This window comes from Rhodococcus artemisiae, from assembly GCF_036327795.1.
GTDB lineage: Bacteria > Actinomycetota > Actinomycetes > Mycobacteriales > Mycobacteriaceae > Rhodococcus > Rhodococcus artemisiae.
The window spans coordinates 351508-367712 of sequence record NZ_JAUTXY010000001.1; the positions used below are offsets into that span (position 1 = coordinate 351508).

Consider the following 16205-nt stretch of genomic DNA (forward strand, 5'->3'; position numbering starts at 1 on the left):
TCCGAATCGTCACCGCCCGGGCACGTGGGTCAGCGCCGGGACACGCTCCGGCACACACTCGGTCCAGTGATCAGGAGCGGCGAGGGTGAAGGTCGCGGGCACGTGCGGATCGGAACCCGGCAGAATCAGCACCCGCCACTGCGGAACCCAGGTCCCGATCTCCCCACCCGCGTGGGCCACACGGGCGATCGCGGCGGCGTCATGATGCCGGAATACGAGCCGTATTCCGTCCCAGGACAATTCGACGCGAGTATCGTCCAGCACGCACACCAGCGCACCGACACTGAGGTCGGAATCGTCGAAAGCCTTACGGGCGCGGATGAAATGGACGTGGTGACCGTCGCCGAACGAGGAGCACTCGTGGACGTCTGCGTGATCGGTACTGCGGATACGGTCGGTCATCGTCATACCTCCGGGTCGGCCCCGGGCGGGGCGCTCGTGCCCGGGCCGGTCGGCCGCGAGCCGCTTCGTCATCCGAGCCACCCGCGAGCGTGGGGTTGGCGTGCCGTCAAGTCGGAGCTTGGCGACGGCATCTCGTGAAGCACCGCCAATATACATGAGCGAGAGACCTCACAACCCGAGCGACCCTCCTCGGAGGAGAACGCAACGCATCCTTATTGCCCCGAAACGCGCTGGTGACGGGCACTACTGACACTGGTCGGGCACTGTTCGCACCAGGAGGTTGCCGTGTCCTACGTTCCACCCGCCGAGTTGGCCCGCGCGATGGTCGACGCCGGCCAGAGCAAGGTCCTCATGTCCACTCGCGACACCCTGATCAGGGCGTATATGGCCGGTGCCATCCTCACGCTCGGAGCGGCATTCGCGATCACCGTCACGGTGCAGACCGGCAACGCACTCCTCGGAGCGATCCTCTTCCCGGTCGGATTCTGCCTGCTCTACCTGCTGGGTTTCGATCTACTCACCGGAGTGTTCACGATGGTCCCCATCGCCTATCTGGACAAACGTCCGGGGGTGACGATCAGCTCGATGCTCCGGAACTGGGGACTGGTCTTCGTCGGCAACTTCCTCGGCGCCTTCACGGTGGCCGTGCTGATCACATTCATCATCACCTACGGCTACTCGATCCCACCGGACGCGGTCGGTGAGCGTCTCGGCGAGATCGGCGAGGCCCGAACCCTCGGCTATGCAGAGCATGGCGCTGCCGGCATGGCGACCCTGTTCTTCCGTGGAATGCTGTGCAACTGGATGGTGTCCACCGGCGTCGTCGCAGCGATGATGTCGAAGAGTGTGCCGGGCAAGGTTCTCGTCATGTGGATGCCCGTCATGCTGTTCTTCTACATGGGATTCGAGCACTCGGTCGTCAACATGTTCCTGTTCCCGTCCGGTCTGCTGCTCGGCGGAGACTTCACCCTCGGTGACTACCTGATCTGGAACGAGATCCCGACGGTTCTGGGCAATCTGGTCGGCGGTGTCGTGTTCGTGGGTCTCGCCCTCTACGTCACCCACGTGCGGACACAGCCCAAGCGCGCAGTCACGACACCGCTTCCGGATCGTGCCGCAGCGACCGACAAGACACCTGAAACCGTGTGAAGGGACGGTTCGGGGACCTCCGGTTCTTCCGAAAACTCGATGCCTACTCTGATCGGATGCCGTCCTTCACACCGATCTCTCCGGCTGCGCTTGCCGAACTGCTCGCCGAGCGCGCATGTGCACGACCGGACCGCGTCGCCATGGCCATTTCGGCCGCCGATGCCGCGGACCCCATGGATCTGGCGAACCGGGTGGTCGAAGCCCTGCGCACCGCGGGACGTCCCGCGCACGCGGTGTCACTCCACGACTTCGTGCGGCCGGCGTCGCTCCGTCTCGAACACGGGCGTACCGATGAGCAGAGCTACCGGTCGAGTTGGTTCGACTACGACGCCCTGGACCGTGAGGTGGTCTCGTCCCTGAAGAAACGGCAGCGTTTCCTGCCGCGGCTGTGGGACGAGACCACCGATCGTTCGGCTCGTGTCCATCGGATCGATGCCGCCGACGACCACGTTGTGGTCGTCGCGGGCCCGATGCTCCTCGGCCGTACGCTCGAGTTCGATATGACCGTCGAGCTGAGAATGTCCCGGGGTGCGCTCGAGCGACGGACTCTTTCGGATGATCGGTGGACGATCGCGCCATTGCTCGCGCACGACGCCGAGGTCTCTTCCGAGGCCGACATCGTCGTGCGTTTCGAGCATCCCGCTCGGCCCGCGGTGCGCGACGGCTGAGCTACCCACTCGCCAGGGTCTTGGCGAGGGGCGAGGGGAATCTCGGCATCACCCGCACACCGCCGAGCCATTGGTCGAGCCGGGCAGCTTCGTCGGTGAGGAATGTTTCCGCATCCTTCCCTGCATCCTCGAGCATGTGGAGTCGGACGGCGCCGTCGTCGTCCTGCCACCACGTACCGACGATCCTGCCGTCCCACCACGCGGTCGGTCCGGCGTTTCCGCTCGTGTCGAAGAGTTGCTGCTTGTACGGGCCGAGATACCACTCTCGCTCGAACCACCCCATCGTCGTGGGATCTAGCGACGGCAACAGTGCGCCCCACGGCTCGACAGTCGGCGCAGGGTCGAGATCGTCGGGAAGCAGGTAGCCGGTACGCCCGCCGAGGTCCACTTCCACCGCCGCGAGTTCGGTCAAGGCGGCTCGGACCCCTCTGACGGTAGTGCCGAGCCACCACTTGATGTCGGCTTCGGTGCCCGGCCCGAATGCGCGCAGCCACATCTCGACGAGGTCCCGAAGCCCTTCCGCTTCGCTTCGCGGTTCGATCTCCTCCCCCAACCATGCGGCTGTGCGCGCCCAGTTCGGTCGCGAGATTCGCCAGGGCCCGTTGTTGGAGGCCCGGACCACCTCACCCGAGGCCGAGAGCACCGTCATCACGCGCGGAGCGAAGGGCACTTTCCCGCCCCACGATTTTCCGATGCCGTACTCGATCGATGCGTCGAGAAGAGGTATTTCGGAACGTAATTCGGATGAGGTGGCTTCCCGGCCGTCGGCCAGGGCATCGAGGACCTCCGCGGTGGCCTCGTCGAGCCACTGTGCGCCGTCCTGGTGCAACCCGGCACGTTCGACGTCCTTGATCACGCTGCGGCGCTGGGCGGCCGCGACCCTACTGCTTGCGCCGGCCTGCGCCGCCGGCAGCGCCGCACGCGGAAACACGAAGACGGTGCGACGCATCGCGAGGTGCTTGACCAGAGTTCGGTCCGTGTAGAGGGCGTCGTCGAGTTCGGCCACGGAGAAGTCGTCGACGCGCGACCACGCCGACAGATACACGGTCGTGGGATCGGTGCCGTGCAGGCACACCATACTCGTGGCCGCCTCGACTGCATCGGGGGCGCGATGCGCCGGGGCAATGCGGTGGCGAGCCGCGAGGCGCGCTCTGCGTTCACCGACGTCGACAGTCCGAAGCACCATGCGCTCACTCTAGATGCGGGCACCGACATGCGTTGTTACTGTCCTGTCGTGGCCTGGACCGAAATTCGCGATTCCGCCGAGTTGACCGAACTTTTCGGCAAGCCGACCTTCCGCGCGGCACACAAGGTACGTTCGAGGCTGCACCCGTACGACGTGGATTGGCTTGCCGCATCACCGTTCTGCGTCGTCGCCACGACCGACGAGACCGGTCGATGCGACGCATCACCCAAAGGTGATCGACCCGGCAAGCTGGCGTATGTGATCGACGACCGCACCATCGCACTCGCCGAGCGCCCCGGCAACCGGCGCATGGACGGCTTCCGAAACATCCTGCGGAACCCGTTCGTGGGAACTAACTTCTTCATCCCCGGACGCGGCGACACCCTACGGGTCAACGGGCGCGCGCGCCTGGTCAGCGATGCGCCGTTCTTCGACGACTTCGTCGTGCGGGATCACCGTCCGATCCTGTGCCTCGTGATCGAGATCGAAGAGATCTTCCATCACTGTGCAAAGGCATTCATGCGGTCCGCGTTGTGGGATCCGGACACCTGGGAGCCGGACGCGCTGCCCTCGGTGGCGACACTTTCGAAGACGATGGTCCCCGACGGTCCCGAGACCCTCGAAGAACTCGAGCTGTATTACGGTCCGTCCTACGCCGACCAGCTCTATCGCCCGCAGCACCCGGCACCCGGTAGTCGGTGAGGAGCGCGGTCAGCGTCGTAGCTCGGGCGGGAATCCGCCGGTGGCAACCGGCCCCCAGGAGTCGATGGTTATCCGGATGAGCGATTTGCCCTGCGCGCGCATCGCGTCGCGGTATTCGTCCCAGTCCGGGTGTTCCCCGGATATGCCACGGAAGTAGTCGACGAGCGGTTCGACCGCCTCGGGTATGTCGAGCACCTCTGCGACGCCGTCGACCTGGACGTACGCGCCGTTGAACTCGTCGGACAGGACGCACAGGGTTGCGCTGGGGTTGCGGCGCAGGTTCGCCGATTTGGCCCGCTGAGGGTAGGTGGCGATGACGATTCTACCGTCGTCATCGACGCCGAGAGTCACGGGCGAGACCTGCGGCGCACCCGATTCCCGCCACGTGATCAATACGCCGCGATGCCGGGGACGGACGAAGTCGAGCAGTTCGTCGCGCGAGACGTGGTCAGCGGTTGCGATTGCCATGATGCCCAGGATAGGTGGCGTGCCCGCACCCGGCCTCGGTGTTCGGACACGTCTCGGTGTTCCGGAAACGACTCGGTGTTTCGGAAACGACTCGGGCCCGGAGGCCACAGCCCCCGGGTCCGACGCTCGACAGCCTACTGCTGGGCGCTGCTGATCCCTTCAGCGGAACCGGTGAAGAAGTCGAGTGCGCCGAAGAGGTCAGCGGCGTTGACGAAGAATTCGGCGAGGTCAGCGAGCATGATGTAAATCCCATCTTTGGAGAATCAACAGCGGTCCGGTCGCGGCAGCGACCGCGATTCAATTGTTACCAGAGAAATCGGATTCCGCAGCCCGACACACTGAGAAACAAATCACATTCCGCCGGTTCCGATCGAATCACGAACTCATCACGGATGTGCGATGATCTTCATTTATGCAGTTCGGACGTGTGGCCTTGCCGGGAATCTCCCATTCGTAAGGGATTTCGACGGCGCCTCGAAATCAATCTCGAAAATTATCGGGAGAAGATCGAATTACACATCGTCGAGCAAACTTCCCCTCCTCCATAATGCACACACCGGACAAAAGGAAATTACCTGCCACTCCGACTGCCTGTCGCCCTCATGACGGGGCCGCACCGAGACACACCGCCGACTCGGGGGCGGTCGGCGCCCTGCACGGCCGTCGGCCCCCTATCCTGAGTGGGTATCTGTCCGCGAATACACACACAGAGAGAACCATGAGACGCGCCAAGCGCAAACCTCGAAGACCCGCCCCGTCCCCTTCCGTGGACGACCACCCCGTCCCTGAACCTCGGTTCGTTCCCGATACCCGGGATCCCCGATGCTGACCGCGCTCGGGATCGCCTTCGGAATCTTCGTAGTCCTGGCCATCACCGCTCTGACCGGTTACTTCGTGGCCCAGGAATTCGCCTATATGGCGGTCGACCGCTCGCGGATGAAGGCCCGCGCCGAAAGCGGAGACAAATCCGCCTCACGCGTCCTGTCGGTCACTCGCCGCACCTCCTTCATGCTCTCCGGCGCACAGTTGGGTATCACAGTCACAGGCCTGCTCGTCGGCTACGTCGCCGAACCTCTGATCGGTAGCGGGCTCGGTGTGGCGCTCGGAGGCGTGGGCGTACCCACAGCCGTCGGCATCGCGGTCGGCACCGTCCTCGCGGTGTTGTTCTCCACCGTGGTCCAGATGGTGTTCGGTGAGCTCGTCCCGAAGAACCTTGCGATCGCACGGCCCGAACCCGTCGCCCGGTGGCTCGCGCTGTCCACCACGGTGTATCTGAAGATCTTCGGGTGGCTGATCCGACTGTTCGATGCATCGTCGAACCTGCTGCTGAAGGCGTTGCGGATCGAGCCGGTCCACGACGTGGAGCACTCTGCTACACCCCGAGACCTCGAGCACATCGTTGCGGAATCCCGCGACACCGGCGAACTGCCGCCCGAGCTGTCGAAGCTGCTCGACCGGATCCTCGACTTCCCGACTCGCACCGCCGAACACGCGATGATTCCCCGTGCCCGTGTCGACTTCGTCGACATCGACGAATCCGTCGCCAGCGTCCTCGAGAAGATGGGCACCGGTCACACCCGTTATCCGGTTACCGGCACCTCGTCGGACGACGTTCGGGGTGTCGTGCATCTGCACGACCTCCTGAGCACCGAGAATCCGACAGGTACGGCAGGAGACCTGTGCCGACCCGCGGTGATCGTCCCGACGACCCTGACACTGCCCGAGGTGCTTGCACAGCTCAACGCCGAAGGCGAGGAGATGGCGCTGGTGATCGACGAATACGGCGGATTTGCCGGAGTCGTCACTGTCGAGGACATCGCCGAGGAAGTCGTGGGCGAGATAGCCGACGAGCACGATCCGGCACTCGAAACCCAGGTGATCACCCGCTCGGGTGATGGATGGCTCATCCGCGGCGATGCGCACCTCGACGAAGTGGTCCGCACGCTCGACGCCGAGCTCCCCGAGGGCGATTACGAGACCCTCGCAGGCCTGGTGATCGCAGAGTTCGGCGGACTGCCCGAGGTCGGCGACACGGTGACGATCGAAGTCGATCCGGATCCGGCCGATCTGGTACGCGAGTCGCATCCCGCAGCCAAGTTCCTCGTCGCCGAGGTTCGCGCGGTCGACAAACACGTTCCGTCCTCGGTTCACGTGACGCTACGCACCGACGACGAGACGAACGACAACACAGTGGGGGACCACAACGAGGCGGACGGCGAGGTGAAGAACCATGAGTAGTCCCTGGGTGGTCGCAGTCGCGACCGTGGTATTGATCGCAGCGAGCGCATTCTTCGTCGCCGTCGAGTTCGCGCTGATCGCCGCGCGGCGTCACCGGCTCGAAGATGCGGCGCCGGAGAGTCGTTCGGCTCGTGCTGCCTTGCGCAGCGCGTCGGAATTGTCGGTGTTGCTGGCCGGTTCGCAGCTCGGGATCACCGTGTGCACCCTGGCTCTCGGTGCGATCACCAAGCCGGCGGTCCACCACTGGCTCACGCCGGTGTTCGAGAACTGGGGTGCGCCATTGTGGCTCGCCGACGTCGCCGGATTCGTGCTGGCGCTGATCATCGTCACCTTCCTGCACCTCGTTGTCGGTGAGATGGCCCCGAAGTCCTGGGCCATCGCGCATCCGGAGAAGTCGGCGACTCTGCTCGCGCTTCCGATGCGCGCCTTCATGTGGGTCACGCGACCGGTCATCGTGCGGCTCAACCACATGGCGAACTGGGTGCTCCGCAAGCTCGGAGTGGAGCCGGTGGACCAGGTCGCGTCGGGTCAGGACCCGGATGCCCTACGTCATCTCGTCGAGCATTCGGCCACGGTCGGGACACTCGACGAGCGGTATCACGGTCATCTGAGCAGTGCACTCGAACTCGAGTCGCTCACGGTGGGGGACATCGTGACGCCCGAGGCGCATCCGAGCAGTGTCCGGCCCGAGGCCACCGTGGCGCAGATTCAGGCCGTGGTGCGCCGCACCGGCCACCTTCGGCTTCTCGTGCGTGGCAACGGGCACATCGACGGTGTCGTCCACGTGCGAGACAGCCTGCAGGCCGGTGACGGTGTCACTGCCGCAGACCTCATGCGCCCGGCATTGACACTCGATGCGGCAATTCCGGTGTACGAGGCGCTGGCCACGATGCGCGAGACGAGGAATCATCTCGCGACGGTGACCGCTGACGGTCGGGTGGTCGGGCTGATCACCCTCACAGACGTGCTGGCACGACTGCTCCCGTCGGAGCAGGACGCCGCCTGAGGTAGCCCCGGGTGCCGCGGGGCCCGCGCTGCAGGAGTTGTTCCGCGGCGCGGGCCACCTCGTGCGGCTCGATTCCGAGCCGGAGCAGTGCCTCGTCCTGTACCAGTCGTGCAACAGCCGGATCTGCGAGTGGTGTCAGGACGGTCCGTAGACCCGCGGGTCGGATTCAACCTCCGACGGTGGCGTGCATCTCCCATACGAGAACTTCGGCGCCGGTATCGGTGGTCAGTTGTTGCCCACCGCCGCCGCTGACGCGCACCGCGTCTCCTTCGGCGAGCAGCCCCACCCCTTCGAGAGCAGCGTCGCCGCGCGCGACGAACACATGCAGGAACGGTGCGTCGGGCAGTGAGACCGGACGGCCGGGCCTCATCCGCGACACATGCAGCGCCGCATACTGATTCCGGATGCGGATCGCCGCATGGTCGGCGTGGTCCTTCATTCCGGAGGCGATGGGGACGAGGCCTCCGGAGAGCAGTTCGTGGTCGATCTCGAGTTGCTCGTAGCCCGGGGTAACCCCGGCCTCGTCGGGCAGCACCCACATCTGGACGAAGTGCACGGGTGTGTCGTGCCGCTCGGCGTGCAGGCCGGTGGCGCCGTCGAAGCGCCACGAGTCGTTCTTCTCCGAATGCAGAATTCCGGAACCGGCAGTCATTCGCTGAGCCAGACCCGGGTAGATGACACCGGAATGGCCGGTCGAATCCTGGTGGACGAGTGAACCCTGGAGGACCCAGGTGACGATCTCCATGTCCTGATGGGGATGTGTGTCGAAGCCCTGGCCGGGTGTGACGATGTCGTCGTTGTTGACCATCAGAACACCGTGGTGTGTGTTTGCGGGATCGTAGTGATGGCCGAAGGAGAAGGAATGCTTCGAATCGAGCCAGGCGATCTTCGTCTTCAGCCGGTCGTCTGCACGGCGGACATCGAGGTGCGGTTCGTGGACGGTGGTGCTCATGATGATCGGTTCTCCGGGTCAGCAGTTCGGATCTACGGTGGGCGGGTTGCGACGGGGGCGGATCTGCGCGTTCGGCAGACTCGGTGCGGGCAGACGCGCGACGTCACCCACGTAGCCTTCGACGCGCCCGAATCTGCCGGATTCGTTCTGCCACGCGTCGCGGTAGGCGACGATCTCGTCGTGGGAACGAGCCACGAAGTTCCACCACATGACGATCTCCTCGCCGAACGGGGTCCCTCCCAGCAGGATCAGGCGAGCGGGTTCGCCGGTGCGGTTGGTCAGGGTCAGCCGGGGTACACCGGTGCCGACGTAGCCGAGCGCCGCTCGTTGCAGGACGGTGTCGAAGAGTGCCACTTCTCCGGTGTCGACCAGGACGCCGTGTTCGAACCCGGGGTCGACGTCGAGCGTGATGGTGGCGGCGGGGTCGACGATGATCTCGACACCGAGCAGCGGCGTAAAGGTGTGCACCGGTGAGGTGTCACCGGCGAGGCTGCCGAGGAAGACTTTGCCGGTGCCGCCGCCGAGGTCGGTGGGTTCGGGCACGTGATGCTGGAAGTCGCGAGGAGCGTCGCGGTCGGAGGCGGGCAGCGCCACCCACAGCTGGACTCCGTGAAGGGTACTCGTCGCCGGTGTCGAGACCTCCGAGTGGCAGATCCCGTGGCCACCGGTCATCAGGTTCATCTCGCCCGGCAACACCATGGCGTGCACCCCGTTGCTGTCCCGATGCTCGACCTCGCCGGTGAACAGCCAGCTCACGGTCTGCAGACCGGTATGGGGGTGGGGTGCGACGTCCATGCCGCCGGTGACGGAGACGTCGTCGGGTCCGTAATGGTCGACGAAACACCATGCCCCGATGAGTGAGCGTTGTCGTTGGGGCAGCGTGCGTCGCACAGGCATGGCACGCGGACCACCGAGAGGCACCTCGCGTGAGGTGATGATCTCGACGCGTGGATTCCGAGTGTCGCCGACCGTATGGTTCTCGGCCTGGCAGAGGATCTCGGTGGGGGTGGCGTCCGTGTTGCTCATCTCGATCGTGGCCTTCCGGTCTGGTGCGGAGCTCATTGTCCAGTCTGCGCTACCGGCGCTGTGCACACCGACGGGCGTCGACTCAGAGGATGGTCGAGCCGTACATTTCTCCGAGCGGATCGGCGATGAGCTCGAGTCGTTCGCCGTCGGGGCCCGGGAAGTACAGCGAGACCTCGCTGTGTTCGACGAGTTCGATTCCGGCAGCGACGAGCTTGTCGCGCAGGTATTCCCACTTGAAGGGTTCGATGCTGATCGCGATGTGATGCAATCCGCCCAGCACCTCCCGGTAGGTGCCGACATCGAGGCCGGGGAAGTCGAAGAACGCCAAGAGGTTTCCGTTGCCGATGTCGAAGAAGAAGTGCGACGATCCGGGATAGTCGCGGTTCTCGATGAGTTCGACCAGGGGGAATTCGAGCAGTTCCTGATAGAAGTTCACGGTGCGCTCGACATCGCTGCTCACGATCGCCGCGTGGTGCAATCCGCGCGCCGACGACTCCGGACGTGAACCCTCAGGCAGCAGATAGCGCTCGCGGATCTCCTCGCGTCGGTGCGCAAATGAATCGTGGACCTGCGCGGTGGCGGTCATGTCGGCCCTCTTTCACTTACCGGCAGCGGATACCTGCCGAACTAGTTGATCTCTCAATCATGACAGAGTTATAGTTGCGTCGTCAACTATCTGTTAGGCTCGAGACATGGAACCGACAAGATGGCTGACCCACGATGAGCATCGGCTGTGGCGTTCCTTTCTCGACGCCACTCGCATGCTCTTCCAGGACCTGGACAAGCAGCTGGTGCGCGACTCGGGGATCTCGTTCGCCGATTACGAGATCCTCGTCCTGCTCTCTGAAGCAGAAGACCGGAGGCTTCGGATGCGAGAGCTCTCCGACGCGAGCACCACGACCCGGAGCGGCATCACCCGCGCCATCACCCGCATGGAGGCCGCCGGCTGGGTACAACGCGCCGAATGCGAATCCGACAAGCGCGGCGCGTGGGCCGAATTGACCGACAAGGGCGCAGCGACACTCGCCTCCGCCGGTCCCGGACACGTCGCGGCGGTACGCGCGACCATGTTCGCCGTCCTCTCCCCCGACGACATCACCGTGATGGCCGACGCCTTCACTGCGATGCGCGACCACATTCAGTTGCACCGGCGCAGCGGCTGACCTGCGAACCACTCATACGACCGATCCCCACACCTTTCGCGGCTACGCTCGAAGACGGCCGCACTCGCCGGAAGGATGTAGTAATGCCCACGGACACCCCCGATCCCCGCCTTGCCGACATCAACGTCACCCACAACTCCCAACGGAATCGCTACGAGATCCTCGATGGCGACACTGTCATCGGACACACCGACTACCGCACCGGTGAGGGCACTCAGCGCGTGTTCGTCCATACCGAGGTCGACGAGAGCTACGGCGGCCTCGGCCTCGCCGGCCGCCTCGTGAAGTTCGCGCTCGACGACGTCGCGGCGGCGGGCGGGCGCATCGTGCCGGTGTGCCCGTATGTCGCCCGGTACGTGACCAAGCACCACGATTACGACAGCATCATCGACCGCCCCGGAGGACACACATGAACCCGGGCGACCGCATCTCCATCGACAAGCAGACCCGCTCTGTATACCGCGCGCAGGTCGCCGTCGCGGTCGCTGTCCGGGACGCAGTGAGCGAAGCGGGCCTCGATCGGAAGCTCGCCGAACTCGTCAATGTCCGCGTCTCGCAGATCAACGGGTGTGCCTACTGCCTCGACGTCCACATTCGTGACGCGCTGAAGGCAGGCGAGAAGGCCCAGCGCCTCGCCGTACTGCCCGCATGGCGCGACACCGACCTGTTCACCGACGCGGAGTGCGCCGCGCTGACACTCGCCGAACTGGTGACCGAGCTGCCGTCGTCGTACGAACAGGACTGCCGCTATGCAGAAGCCCGGAAGGTTCTCGACGACGCGCAGTTGTCCGCAGTCATCTGGGTTGCGATCGCCATGAACTCGTTCAACCGCATCTCGATCCTCAGCCGCCACCGTGTTCGCCCGGACGACTGGAAGGCCTGACCGGATCGGATCCCGAGCCTCCTCCGATCCGAGACGCGACCGGGAGTAGCGCCGCGGTCACCAACGAGACCACCAGCACACCCAACGCCATACCCGAGAACACGTCGTGTACGTAGTGCACGCCGACGGTCACGCGCGAAAGACCGAGCACCATGGCCATCGGGGCGACGAACCAGAGCGACCGTCGGACCGCCAGCACACACGCGGTGGCGAACGACGCCGCGATCACGGAGTGGTTCGACGGCCATGACCAGTCACCGATCTCCGGACACTCCAGAACGGTCGCGATACCCAGGGTCCGGCACGGCCGCGGTTCGGTCACCACCAGCTTGATGAATTCGCTGAGCAGGTATGCGGCGATCACCCCGGCCCCGGCAACCACGAGAGTGCGGAAAGCACGTCGATCCTCGCGCCAGGACCACACGGCGAGTGCACCTGCGGTGGCCACGAGGACAAGCAGTCCCTTGTCTGCGACGACACCCGCTGCCGGTCCCAGGAACGACGCTTCGAATGTCTGCGCGATCACAAGATAGAGCTCATCACGGACGGGCACGGCTGCCACAGCGAGCAGTGCCAGGACGACCGCTGTCGGCATGGCAGGTAGAAGCATCGACTGGACCAACCTCGGGGGAATACGAGGTGAACGCTCGGTGACAACCATGATCGACAACGCTAGCGTGGCGGCACTCCCTCTGCGAGTCCGGCTCGCCCGAGATGCGAGCGCCAGTACGCTGTGGCCCATGTGGAGAACCTGGGTTCCGTCGCTGGCGATCGTCGCAGTCGCGGTGCTCGTTCTGACAACCGGAGCGCTCACCCCGGCCTCGATCGCCATCACGGTCGTCCTGCTCGCGCTCGCCTGGATCGGATCTCCGTTCGTCTTCCCGGGCCATGTCGACGATGCGGCCGCCCGCCGCGAGGCCGCCGATACGAACACTCCGGTGATCTACTGGCGCCCGGGGTGCATGTTCTGCATGCGCCTGCGGGCATCCCTGCTCCGCCGCGCCGATCGGGCGATCTGGGTGAACATCTGGCGCGACCCCGCAGCGGCGGAACGGGTCCGGGAGGTCAACGACGGCAACGAGACCGTGCCGACCGTGTTCGTTGCAGGGAGTGCACACACCAATCCCGATCCCGAGTGGTTGCGCGCGCAGCTCCGCTGAGCGAGATCGTTCGCCGCTGGCCTCGTCTCTCCCGGGTATCGTGGACCGACCACCCCACCTGCACGCGAGAGGCCGAACCCCGATGCGCCACGATCCGCGACGACTGTCGCAGGACCTGTATCCGCTGCGCCGTACGGTCACTCCGTTGTTCGGAGACGTCGACGCGCTCGGGCACGTCAACAACGTCTCGATCGCCCGATACTTCGAGCAGGCCCGTGTCCTCGTGATGGAGGAACTCACCTCCGCTCTCGGCGGACCCGCGTTCGAACGCGCGGTGCTGGCCCGGATCGAGATCGATTATCTCGCCGAGGTCTTCTACCCACACGAGGTCGTGATCTCCACCGGCGTGTCGAAGGTGGGTACCTCGTCGCTGGTACTCGGCTCAGCACTGTTCCAGCACGGCCGATGCGTGGCGCTGGCGACCTCCATCGATGTCGGCACGAAACCGGAAGGTGGTGCGGCGCCGATTTCCGACGAGGTGCGCGCTGTGCTCGACAAGTATCTGCTCGAGCTCCCGAACTGATCGACTCTGCCGATCACCGTCCTCCGGAAACGAACGCTCCCGCTCTGCGCACGAGGTGATCGTGCAACCGCGCGACGGCCGGAGTCGGGCGGTGGTTCCCCCGGATCAGGCCGATGTCGCGATCACGGTGTCCTGCCAAGGGAATCCCTACCGGGTCGTCGCGGGAGGTGCCGGGGTCGGCGACGACACGGCGCTCGGACACCGGCAACAGTGCGACACCGAGCCCCTGAGCGACGAGCGCACGAGCAGTCTCGAACTCACCGATCTCGAACGCCACCTGCGGCACGAAACCGGCTTCCTTACACCAGGTCTCGAGGAGCTGCCGCAGATGGTAGTCGGGCGGGTTCGCGATGAAGCGCTCCTCGGCGAGCTCGGCGAGGTCGATCTGCGTCCGCCCTGCCAGCTCGTGCGACGGCGCGACGTAGAGCAGGATGCGTTGCGTCCCGAGGTGCACGGTCGGCAGGTCGTCCGGGGGCGGGATCACGACGGCGAGGTCGAGGCGACCCTCGCGGACCATCGCGCACAGTGCTTCGCCGTGGGCCTGGACGAGACCGAACCTGATCAGCGGCGCGGTGTCGTGGAATTCGGCGAGGAGCGAGGGAATACTCACCGGACCGAGAGTGAGAGGGAACCCGAACCGGACCGATCCACTGTCCGGGTCGGCGTTGCTGCGCACGACGTGAACTGCGTCGTCGATCTCACGGAGCGCCCCGCGGGTCCGTTCGTGCAGATCGCGACCCGCTGCGGTCAATGCGACACCCCGACCGACCGGCTGGAACAGCGCCACCCCGAGGATCTGCTCGAGCGATTTCAGTCGCCTGCTCAGTGACGACTGCGGCACACCGAGGACAGCGGCCGCGTGAGTGATGTGTCCCTCCGTCGCGGCGGTATCGAACGCTGCGAGCAGTGGCACGATCTCGGCGATCCGACCTGACCTGTATCCATCCATATTCCGATGATAATCCACCAAATATCTCATTGGACGGATCAATTCCTGCGGGGGAAGCTGGAGACACCAGCGAGAGAAGGAGTGTTTCCCATGAGCGACAACACATTCGACACCATCCACGACGTCGTCCTGATCGGAGGCGGGATCATGTCCGCCACCCTCGGCGCCATGATGTCCCGCCTCGAACCCGACGCCTCGGTCGCCCTACTCGAACGCCTCGACGAGATCGCCGGTGAGAGTTCCGGCGCATGGAACAACGCCGGCACCGGACACTCCGGCTACGCGGAACTCAACTACATGCCCGACGCCACCGACGGCGCGACAGCGCAGGACATCGCGCGCCGATTCCGCCTCTCCCGACGGTTCTGGTCGTCGCTGGCAGCCGACGACACCATGCCGGAGTTCCTCACTCCCGCACCGCACATGGACATCGTGTTCGGCGAACGAGACGTCGAATACCTGTGCACCCGGGTCGACACCATGCGGACATCGCCGACGTTCTCCGATATGGAATTCACCGAGGACCCCGAGACCATCCGCGAGTGGGCTCCCCTGCTGGTCGAGGGCCGCACCCACACCGGACCCATGGCCGCCTCACGCCACCACGCCGGCACCGACGTCGATTTCGGTGCACTGACCAGATGGCTCGTCGACGACATCGCGACCCGCGGCACCGACGTACGTCTGCACCACGAAGTCACACGGCTGCACCGCCGTGATGACGGACTGTGGGTGATCACAGGTCGAGATCGGACAGGTGGGCAACGTTTCCGTCTCACATCACGGTTCGTCTTCGTCGGTGCCGGCGGCTACGCACTGGAGTTGCTCCAGAAGGCTCAGGTCGAGGAGGTGCGTGGATACGCCGTGTTCCCCGTCGGAGCACAGTTCTTCCGCACCGACAACCCGGTGGTCGTTGCACGGCACGACGCAAAGGTCTACGGCCGGGCCGACGTCGGTGCTCCGCCGATGTCCGTGCCGCACCTCGACCTGCGCGTGGTCGACGGGACGCGGTCGTTGATGTTCGGACCGTACGCAACATTCAGCACCCGGCTACTCCGACACGGCCGGCTGTCCGACCTGTTCCGCACGATCCGCCTGCGCAACGCCGCCGTGATGGCCACCGCCGGCGTGCGTAACCTGGCCCTCGTGCGGTACCTCCTCGGGCAACTCGCCTCGTCGAGGAAACGCAAGTTCGCGCAGCTTCTCCGGTTCTACCCGGGCGCGGATCCCGCCGACTGGTACCTCATGCAGGCCGGACAGCGCGCGCAGCTGATCAAGCCGGACGAGCACGGCCACGGCGTACTGACATTCGGAACCGAGCTCGTCACGAGCGCCGACGGGACGATCGCGGGACTTCTCGGTGCGTCGCCGGGAGCGTCCATCGCCCCTGCGGTCATGGTCGATCTGCTCACACGGTGCTTCCCGGACCGGCAGGACGCGTGGGCATCCACGCTCGGCAACTGGATGCCGAACCGGTCACACGACGCAGCGTGATCCGGCTGCATTCCCCATCCGACGACGACCCTGCCCAACTCGCCGTGTGAAGCGCATCCCGACCGCTTCGATGTGGGCCTCGGTGGTGTTCCGGTCGGGGTGACACCGGCGGATGCGTCCTGACCACCGATACTCCCACCGATACCTGACATGAGGGCGGCGACGAGAGCGAGGCACGCCAACGCGGAGGTCGCCTGAAGCCCACGCTGATGGGTGGCCGGGACGTAGTCGGGACG

The 16205-nt window shown here is 65.3% G+C and carries 19 protein-coding genes and 1 riboswitch; of the genes, 11 read left to right on the top strand and 8 right to left on the bottom strand.

Annotated features, from left to right (window positions below):
- Positions 1-9: 9 nt before the first annotated feature.
- Entirely contained in the window at positions 10-402 is a 393-nt protein-coding gene (locus tag Q7514_RS01730; RefSeq protein ID WP_330131542.1) for a hypothetical protein, read from the bottom strand.
- Between the two features lie 27 nt (positions 403-429).
- Positions 430-542, bottom strand: a riboswitch (SAM riboswitch).
- 145 nt (positions 543-687) lie between these two features.
- On the opposite strand from Q7514_RS01730, the gene Q7514_RS01735 reads away from it, so the two are divergent.
- Both Q7514_RS01735 and Q7514_RS01740 read left to right on the top strand, forming a co-directional pair.
- Positions 688-1551 carry a formate/nitrite transporter family protein gene (locus Q7514_RS01735; RefSeq protein ID WP_330131543.1) on the top strand — a complete coding sequence of 288 codons (864 nt, stop codon included), beginning with the start codon at positions 688-690 and terminating at the stop codon, positions 1549-1551.
- A 56-nt stretch (positions 1552-1607) separates the two neighbouring features.
- Positions 1608-2219 carry a nucleoside/nucleotide kinase family protein gene (locus Q7514_RS01740; protein WP_330131544.1) on the top strand — a complete coding sequence of 204 codons (612 nt, stop codon included), beginning with the start codon at positions 1608-1610 and terminating at the stop codon, positions 2217-2219.
- Between the two features lies 1 nt (position 2220).
- Here the strand turns inward: Q7514_RS01740 and Q7514_RS01745 are convergent, their stop codons facing one another.
- Positions 2221-3405 carry a winged helix DNA-binding domain-containing protein gene (locus tag Q7514_RS01745; RefSeq protein WP_330131545.1) on the bottom strand — a complete coding sequence of 395 codons (1185 nt, stop codon included), beginning with the start codon at positions 3403-3405 and terminating at the stop codon, positions 2221-2223.
- A gap of 48 nt (positions 3406-3453) precedes the next feature.
- On the opposite strand from Q7514_RS01745, the gene Q7514_RS01750 reads away from it, so the two are divergent.
- Positions 3454-4107, top strand: coding sequence for an MSMEG_1061 family FMN-dependent PPOX-type flavoprotein (locus tag Q7514_RS01750; protein WP_330131546.1), 654 nt, complete (start codon positions 3454-3456; stop codon positions 4105-4107).
- A gap of 9 nt (positions 4108-4116) precedes the next feature.
- Here Q7514_RS01750 and Q7514_RS01755 read toward each other — a convergent pair whose 3' ends face one another.
- Positions 4117-4575, bottom strand: a complete 459-nt coding sequence (locus Q7514_RS01755) for a PPOX class F420-dependent oxidoreductase (RefSeq protein WP_330131547.1) — start codon at positions 4573-4575, stop codon at positions 4117-4119.
- A gap of 822 nt (positions 4576-5397) precedes the next feature.
- Here Q7514_RS01755 and Q7514_RS01760 point away from each other — a divergent pair.
- Positions 5398-6813, top strand: coding sequence for a hemolysin family protein (locus tag Q7514_RS01760; protein ID WP_330131548.1), 1416 nt, complete (start codon positions 5398-5400; stop codon positions 6811-6813).
- Entirely contained in the window at positions 6806-7819 is a 1014-nt protein-coding gene (locus Q7514_RS01765) for a hemolysin family protein (RefSeq protein WP_330131549.1), read from the top strand. Before Q7514_RS01760 ends, Q7514_RS01765 begins: the two co-directional genes overlap by 8 nt.
- Before the next feature lie 166 nt (positions 7820-7985).
- Here the strand turns inward: Q7514_RS01765 and Q7514_RS01770 are convergent, their stop codons facing one another.
- The 3 genes from Q7514_RS01770 to Q7514_RS01780 all read right to left on the bottom strand — a co-directional run bounded on the left by Q7514_RS01770 (position 7986) and on the right by Q7514_RS01780 (position 10383).
- Positions 7986-8771 carry a pirin family protein gene (locus Q7514_RS01770; RefSeq protein WP_330131550.1) on the bottom strand — a complete coding sequence of 262 codons (786 nt, stop codon included), beginning with the start codon at positions 8769-8771 and terminating at the stop codon, positions 7986-7988.
- Between the two features lie 18 nt (positions 8772-8789).
- The gene (locus tag Q7514_RS01775) at positions 8790-9797 is read right to left on the bottom strand and encodes a pirin family protein (protein WP_330131981.1); all 1008 of its coding nucleotides are present in this window, start codon (positions 9795-9797) and stop codon (positions 8790-8792) included.
- A gap of 82 nt (positions 9798-9879) precedes the next feature.
- Positions 9880-10383 (bottom strand): VOC family protein, encoded by a 504-nt coding sequence (locus tag Q7514_RS01780; protein WP_330131551.1) that lies wholly within the window; start codon positions 10381-10383, stop codon positions 9880-9882.
- Positions 10384-10489: 106 nt separating this feature from the next.
- Between Q7514_RS01780 and Q7514_RS01785 the strand changes: the two genes are divergently transcribed.
- The 3 genes from Q7514_RS01785 (at position 10490) to Q7514_RS01795 (ending at position 11843) form a co-directional block, all read left to right on the top strand.
- The gene (locus tag Q7514_RS01785) at positions 10490-10960 is read left to right on the top strand and encodes a MarR family winged helix-turn-helix transcriptional regulator (protein ID WP_330131552.1); all 471 of its coding nucleotides are present in this window, start codon (positions 10490-10492) and stop codon (positions 10958-10960) included.
- A gap of 83 nt (positions 10961-11043) precedes the next feature.
- Positions 11044-11373 (top strand): GNAT family N-acetyltransferase, encoded by a 330-nt coding sequence (locus Q7514_RS01790; protein ID WP_330131553.1) that lies wholly within the window; start codon positions 11044-11046, stop codon positions 11371-11373.
- Complete coding sequence (locus Q7514_RS01795) at positions 11370-11843, top strand: carboxymuconolactone decarboxylase family protein (protein ID WP_330131554.1); 474 nt, start codon at positions 11370-11372, stop codon at positions 11841-11843. The genes Q7514_RS01790 and Q7514_RS01795 overlap by 4 nt, the downstream gene beginning before the upstream one ends.
- Here the strand turns inward: Q7514_RS01795 and Q7514_RS01800 are convergent.
- Positions 11803-12504, bottom strand: coding sequence for a phosphatase PAP2 family protein (locus Q7514_RS01800; RefSeq protein ID WP_330131555.1), 702 nt, complete (start codon positions 12502-12504; stop codon positions 11803-11805). The genes Q7514_RS01795 and Q7514_RS01800 overlap by 41 nt on opposite strands.
- A 79-nt stretch (positions 12505-12583) precedes the next feature.
- On the opposite strand from Q7514_RS01800, the gene Q7514_RS01805 reads away from it, so the two are divergent.
- Entirely contained in the window at positions 12584-13003 is a 420-nt protein-coding gene (locus Q7514_RS01805; protein WP_330131556.1) for a glutaredoxin family protein, read from the top strand.
- Between the two features lie 82 nt (positions 13004-13085).
- A complete protein-coding gene (locus tag Q7514_RS01810; protein WP_330131557.1) occupies positions 13086-13526 on the top strand; it encodes an acyl-CoA thioesterase in 441 nt (146 codons plus the stop codon).
- 13 nt (positions 13527-13539) lie between these two features.
- Here Q7514_RS01810 and Q7514_RS01815 read toward each other — a convergent pair whose 3' ends face one another.
- Positions 13540-14475 carry a LysR family transcriptional regulator gene (locus Q7514_RS01815; RefSeq protein ID WP_330131558.1) on the bottom strand — a complete coding sequence of 312 codons (936 nt, stop codon included), beginning with the start codon at positions 14473-14475 and terminating at the stop codon, positions 13540-13542.
- A gap of 90 nt (positions 14476-14565) precedes the next feature.
- Here Q7514_RS01815 and mqo point away from each other — a divergent pair, with 90 nt between their 5' ends.
- On the top strand, positions 14566-15969 hold the full coding sequence (gene mqo, locus Q7514_RS01820) for a malate dehydrogenase (quinone) (RefSeq protein WP_330131559.1): 1404 nt from the start codon (positions 14566-14568) through the stop codon (positions 15967-15969).
- Positions 15970-16205: the final 236 nt, after the last annotated feature.

Bases quoted from the DNA above. Each gene is read 5' to 3' on its own strand.
- Q7514_RS01755 (WP_330131547.1), bottom strand. From the start codon at position 4,575: ATGGCAATCGCAACCGCTGACCACGTCTCGCGCGACGAACTGCTCGAC.
- Q7514_RS01765 (WP_330131549.1), top strand. From the start codon at position 6,806: ATGAGTAGTCCCTGGGTGGTCGCAGTCGCGACCGTGGTATTGATCGCA.
- Q7514_RS01770 (WP_330131550.1), bottom strand. From the start codon at position 8,771: ATGAGCACCACCGTCCACGAACCGCACCTCGATGTCCGCCGTGCAGAC.
- mqo (WP_330131559.1), top strand. From the start codon at position 14,566: ATGAGCGACAACACATTCGACACCATCCACGACGTCGTCCTGATCGGA.
- Q7514_RS01815 (WP_330131558.1), bottom strand. From the start codon at position 14,475: ATGGATGGATACAGGTCAGGTCGGATCGCCGAGATCGTGCCACTGCTC.
- Q7514_RS01800 (WP_330131555.1), bottom strand. From the start codon at position 12,504: ATGGTTGTCACCGAGCGTTCACCTCGTATTCCCCCGAGGTTGGTCCAG.
- Q7514_RS01795 (WP_330131554.1), top strand. From the start codon at position 11,370: ATGAACCCGGGCGACCGCATCTCCATCGACAAGCAGACCCGCTCTGTA.
- Q7514_RS01790 (WP_330131553.1), top strand. From the start codon at position 11,044: ATGCCCACGGACACCCCCGATCCCCGCCTTGCCGACATCAACGTCACC.
- Q7514_RS01780 (WP_330131551.1), bottom strand. From the start codon at position 10,383: ATGACCGCCACCGCGCAGGTCCACGATTCATTTGCGCACCGACGCGAG.
- Q7514_RS01760 (WP_330131548.1), top strand. From the start codon at position 5,398: ATGCTGACCGCGCTCGGGATCGCCTTCGGAATCTTCGTAGTCCTGGCC.
- Q7514_RS01785 (WP_330131552.1), top strand. From the start codon at position 10,490: ATGGAACCGACAAGATGGCTGACCCACGATGAGCATCGGCTGTGGCGT.
- Q7514_RS01810 (WP_330131557.1), top strand. From the start codon at position 13,086: ATGCGCCACGATCCGCGACGACTGTCGCAGGACCTGTATCCGCTGCGC.
- Q7514_RS01745 (WP_330131545.1), bottom strand. From the start codon at position 3,405: ATGGTGCTTCGGACTGTCGACGTCGGTGAACGCAGAGCGCGCCTCGCG.
- Q7514_RS01730 (WP_330131542.1), bottom strand. From the start codon at position 402: ATGACCGACCGTATCCGCAGTACCGATCACGCAGACGTCCACGAGTGC.
- Q7514_RS01805 (WP_330131556.1), top strand. From the start codon at position 12,584: ATGTGGAGAACCTGGGTTCCGTCGCTGGCGATCGTCGCAGTCGCGGTG.
- Q7514_RS01775 (WP_330131981.1), bottom strand. From the start codon at position 9,797: ATGAGCAACACGGACGCCACCCCCACCGAGATCCTCTGCCAGGCCGAG.
- Q7514_RS01740 (WP_330131544.1), top strand. From the start codon at position 1,608: ATGCCGTCCTTCACACCGATCTCTCCGGCTGCGCTTGCCGAACTGCTC.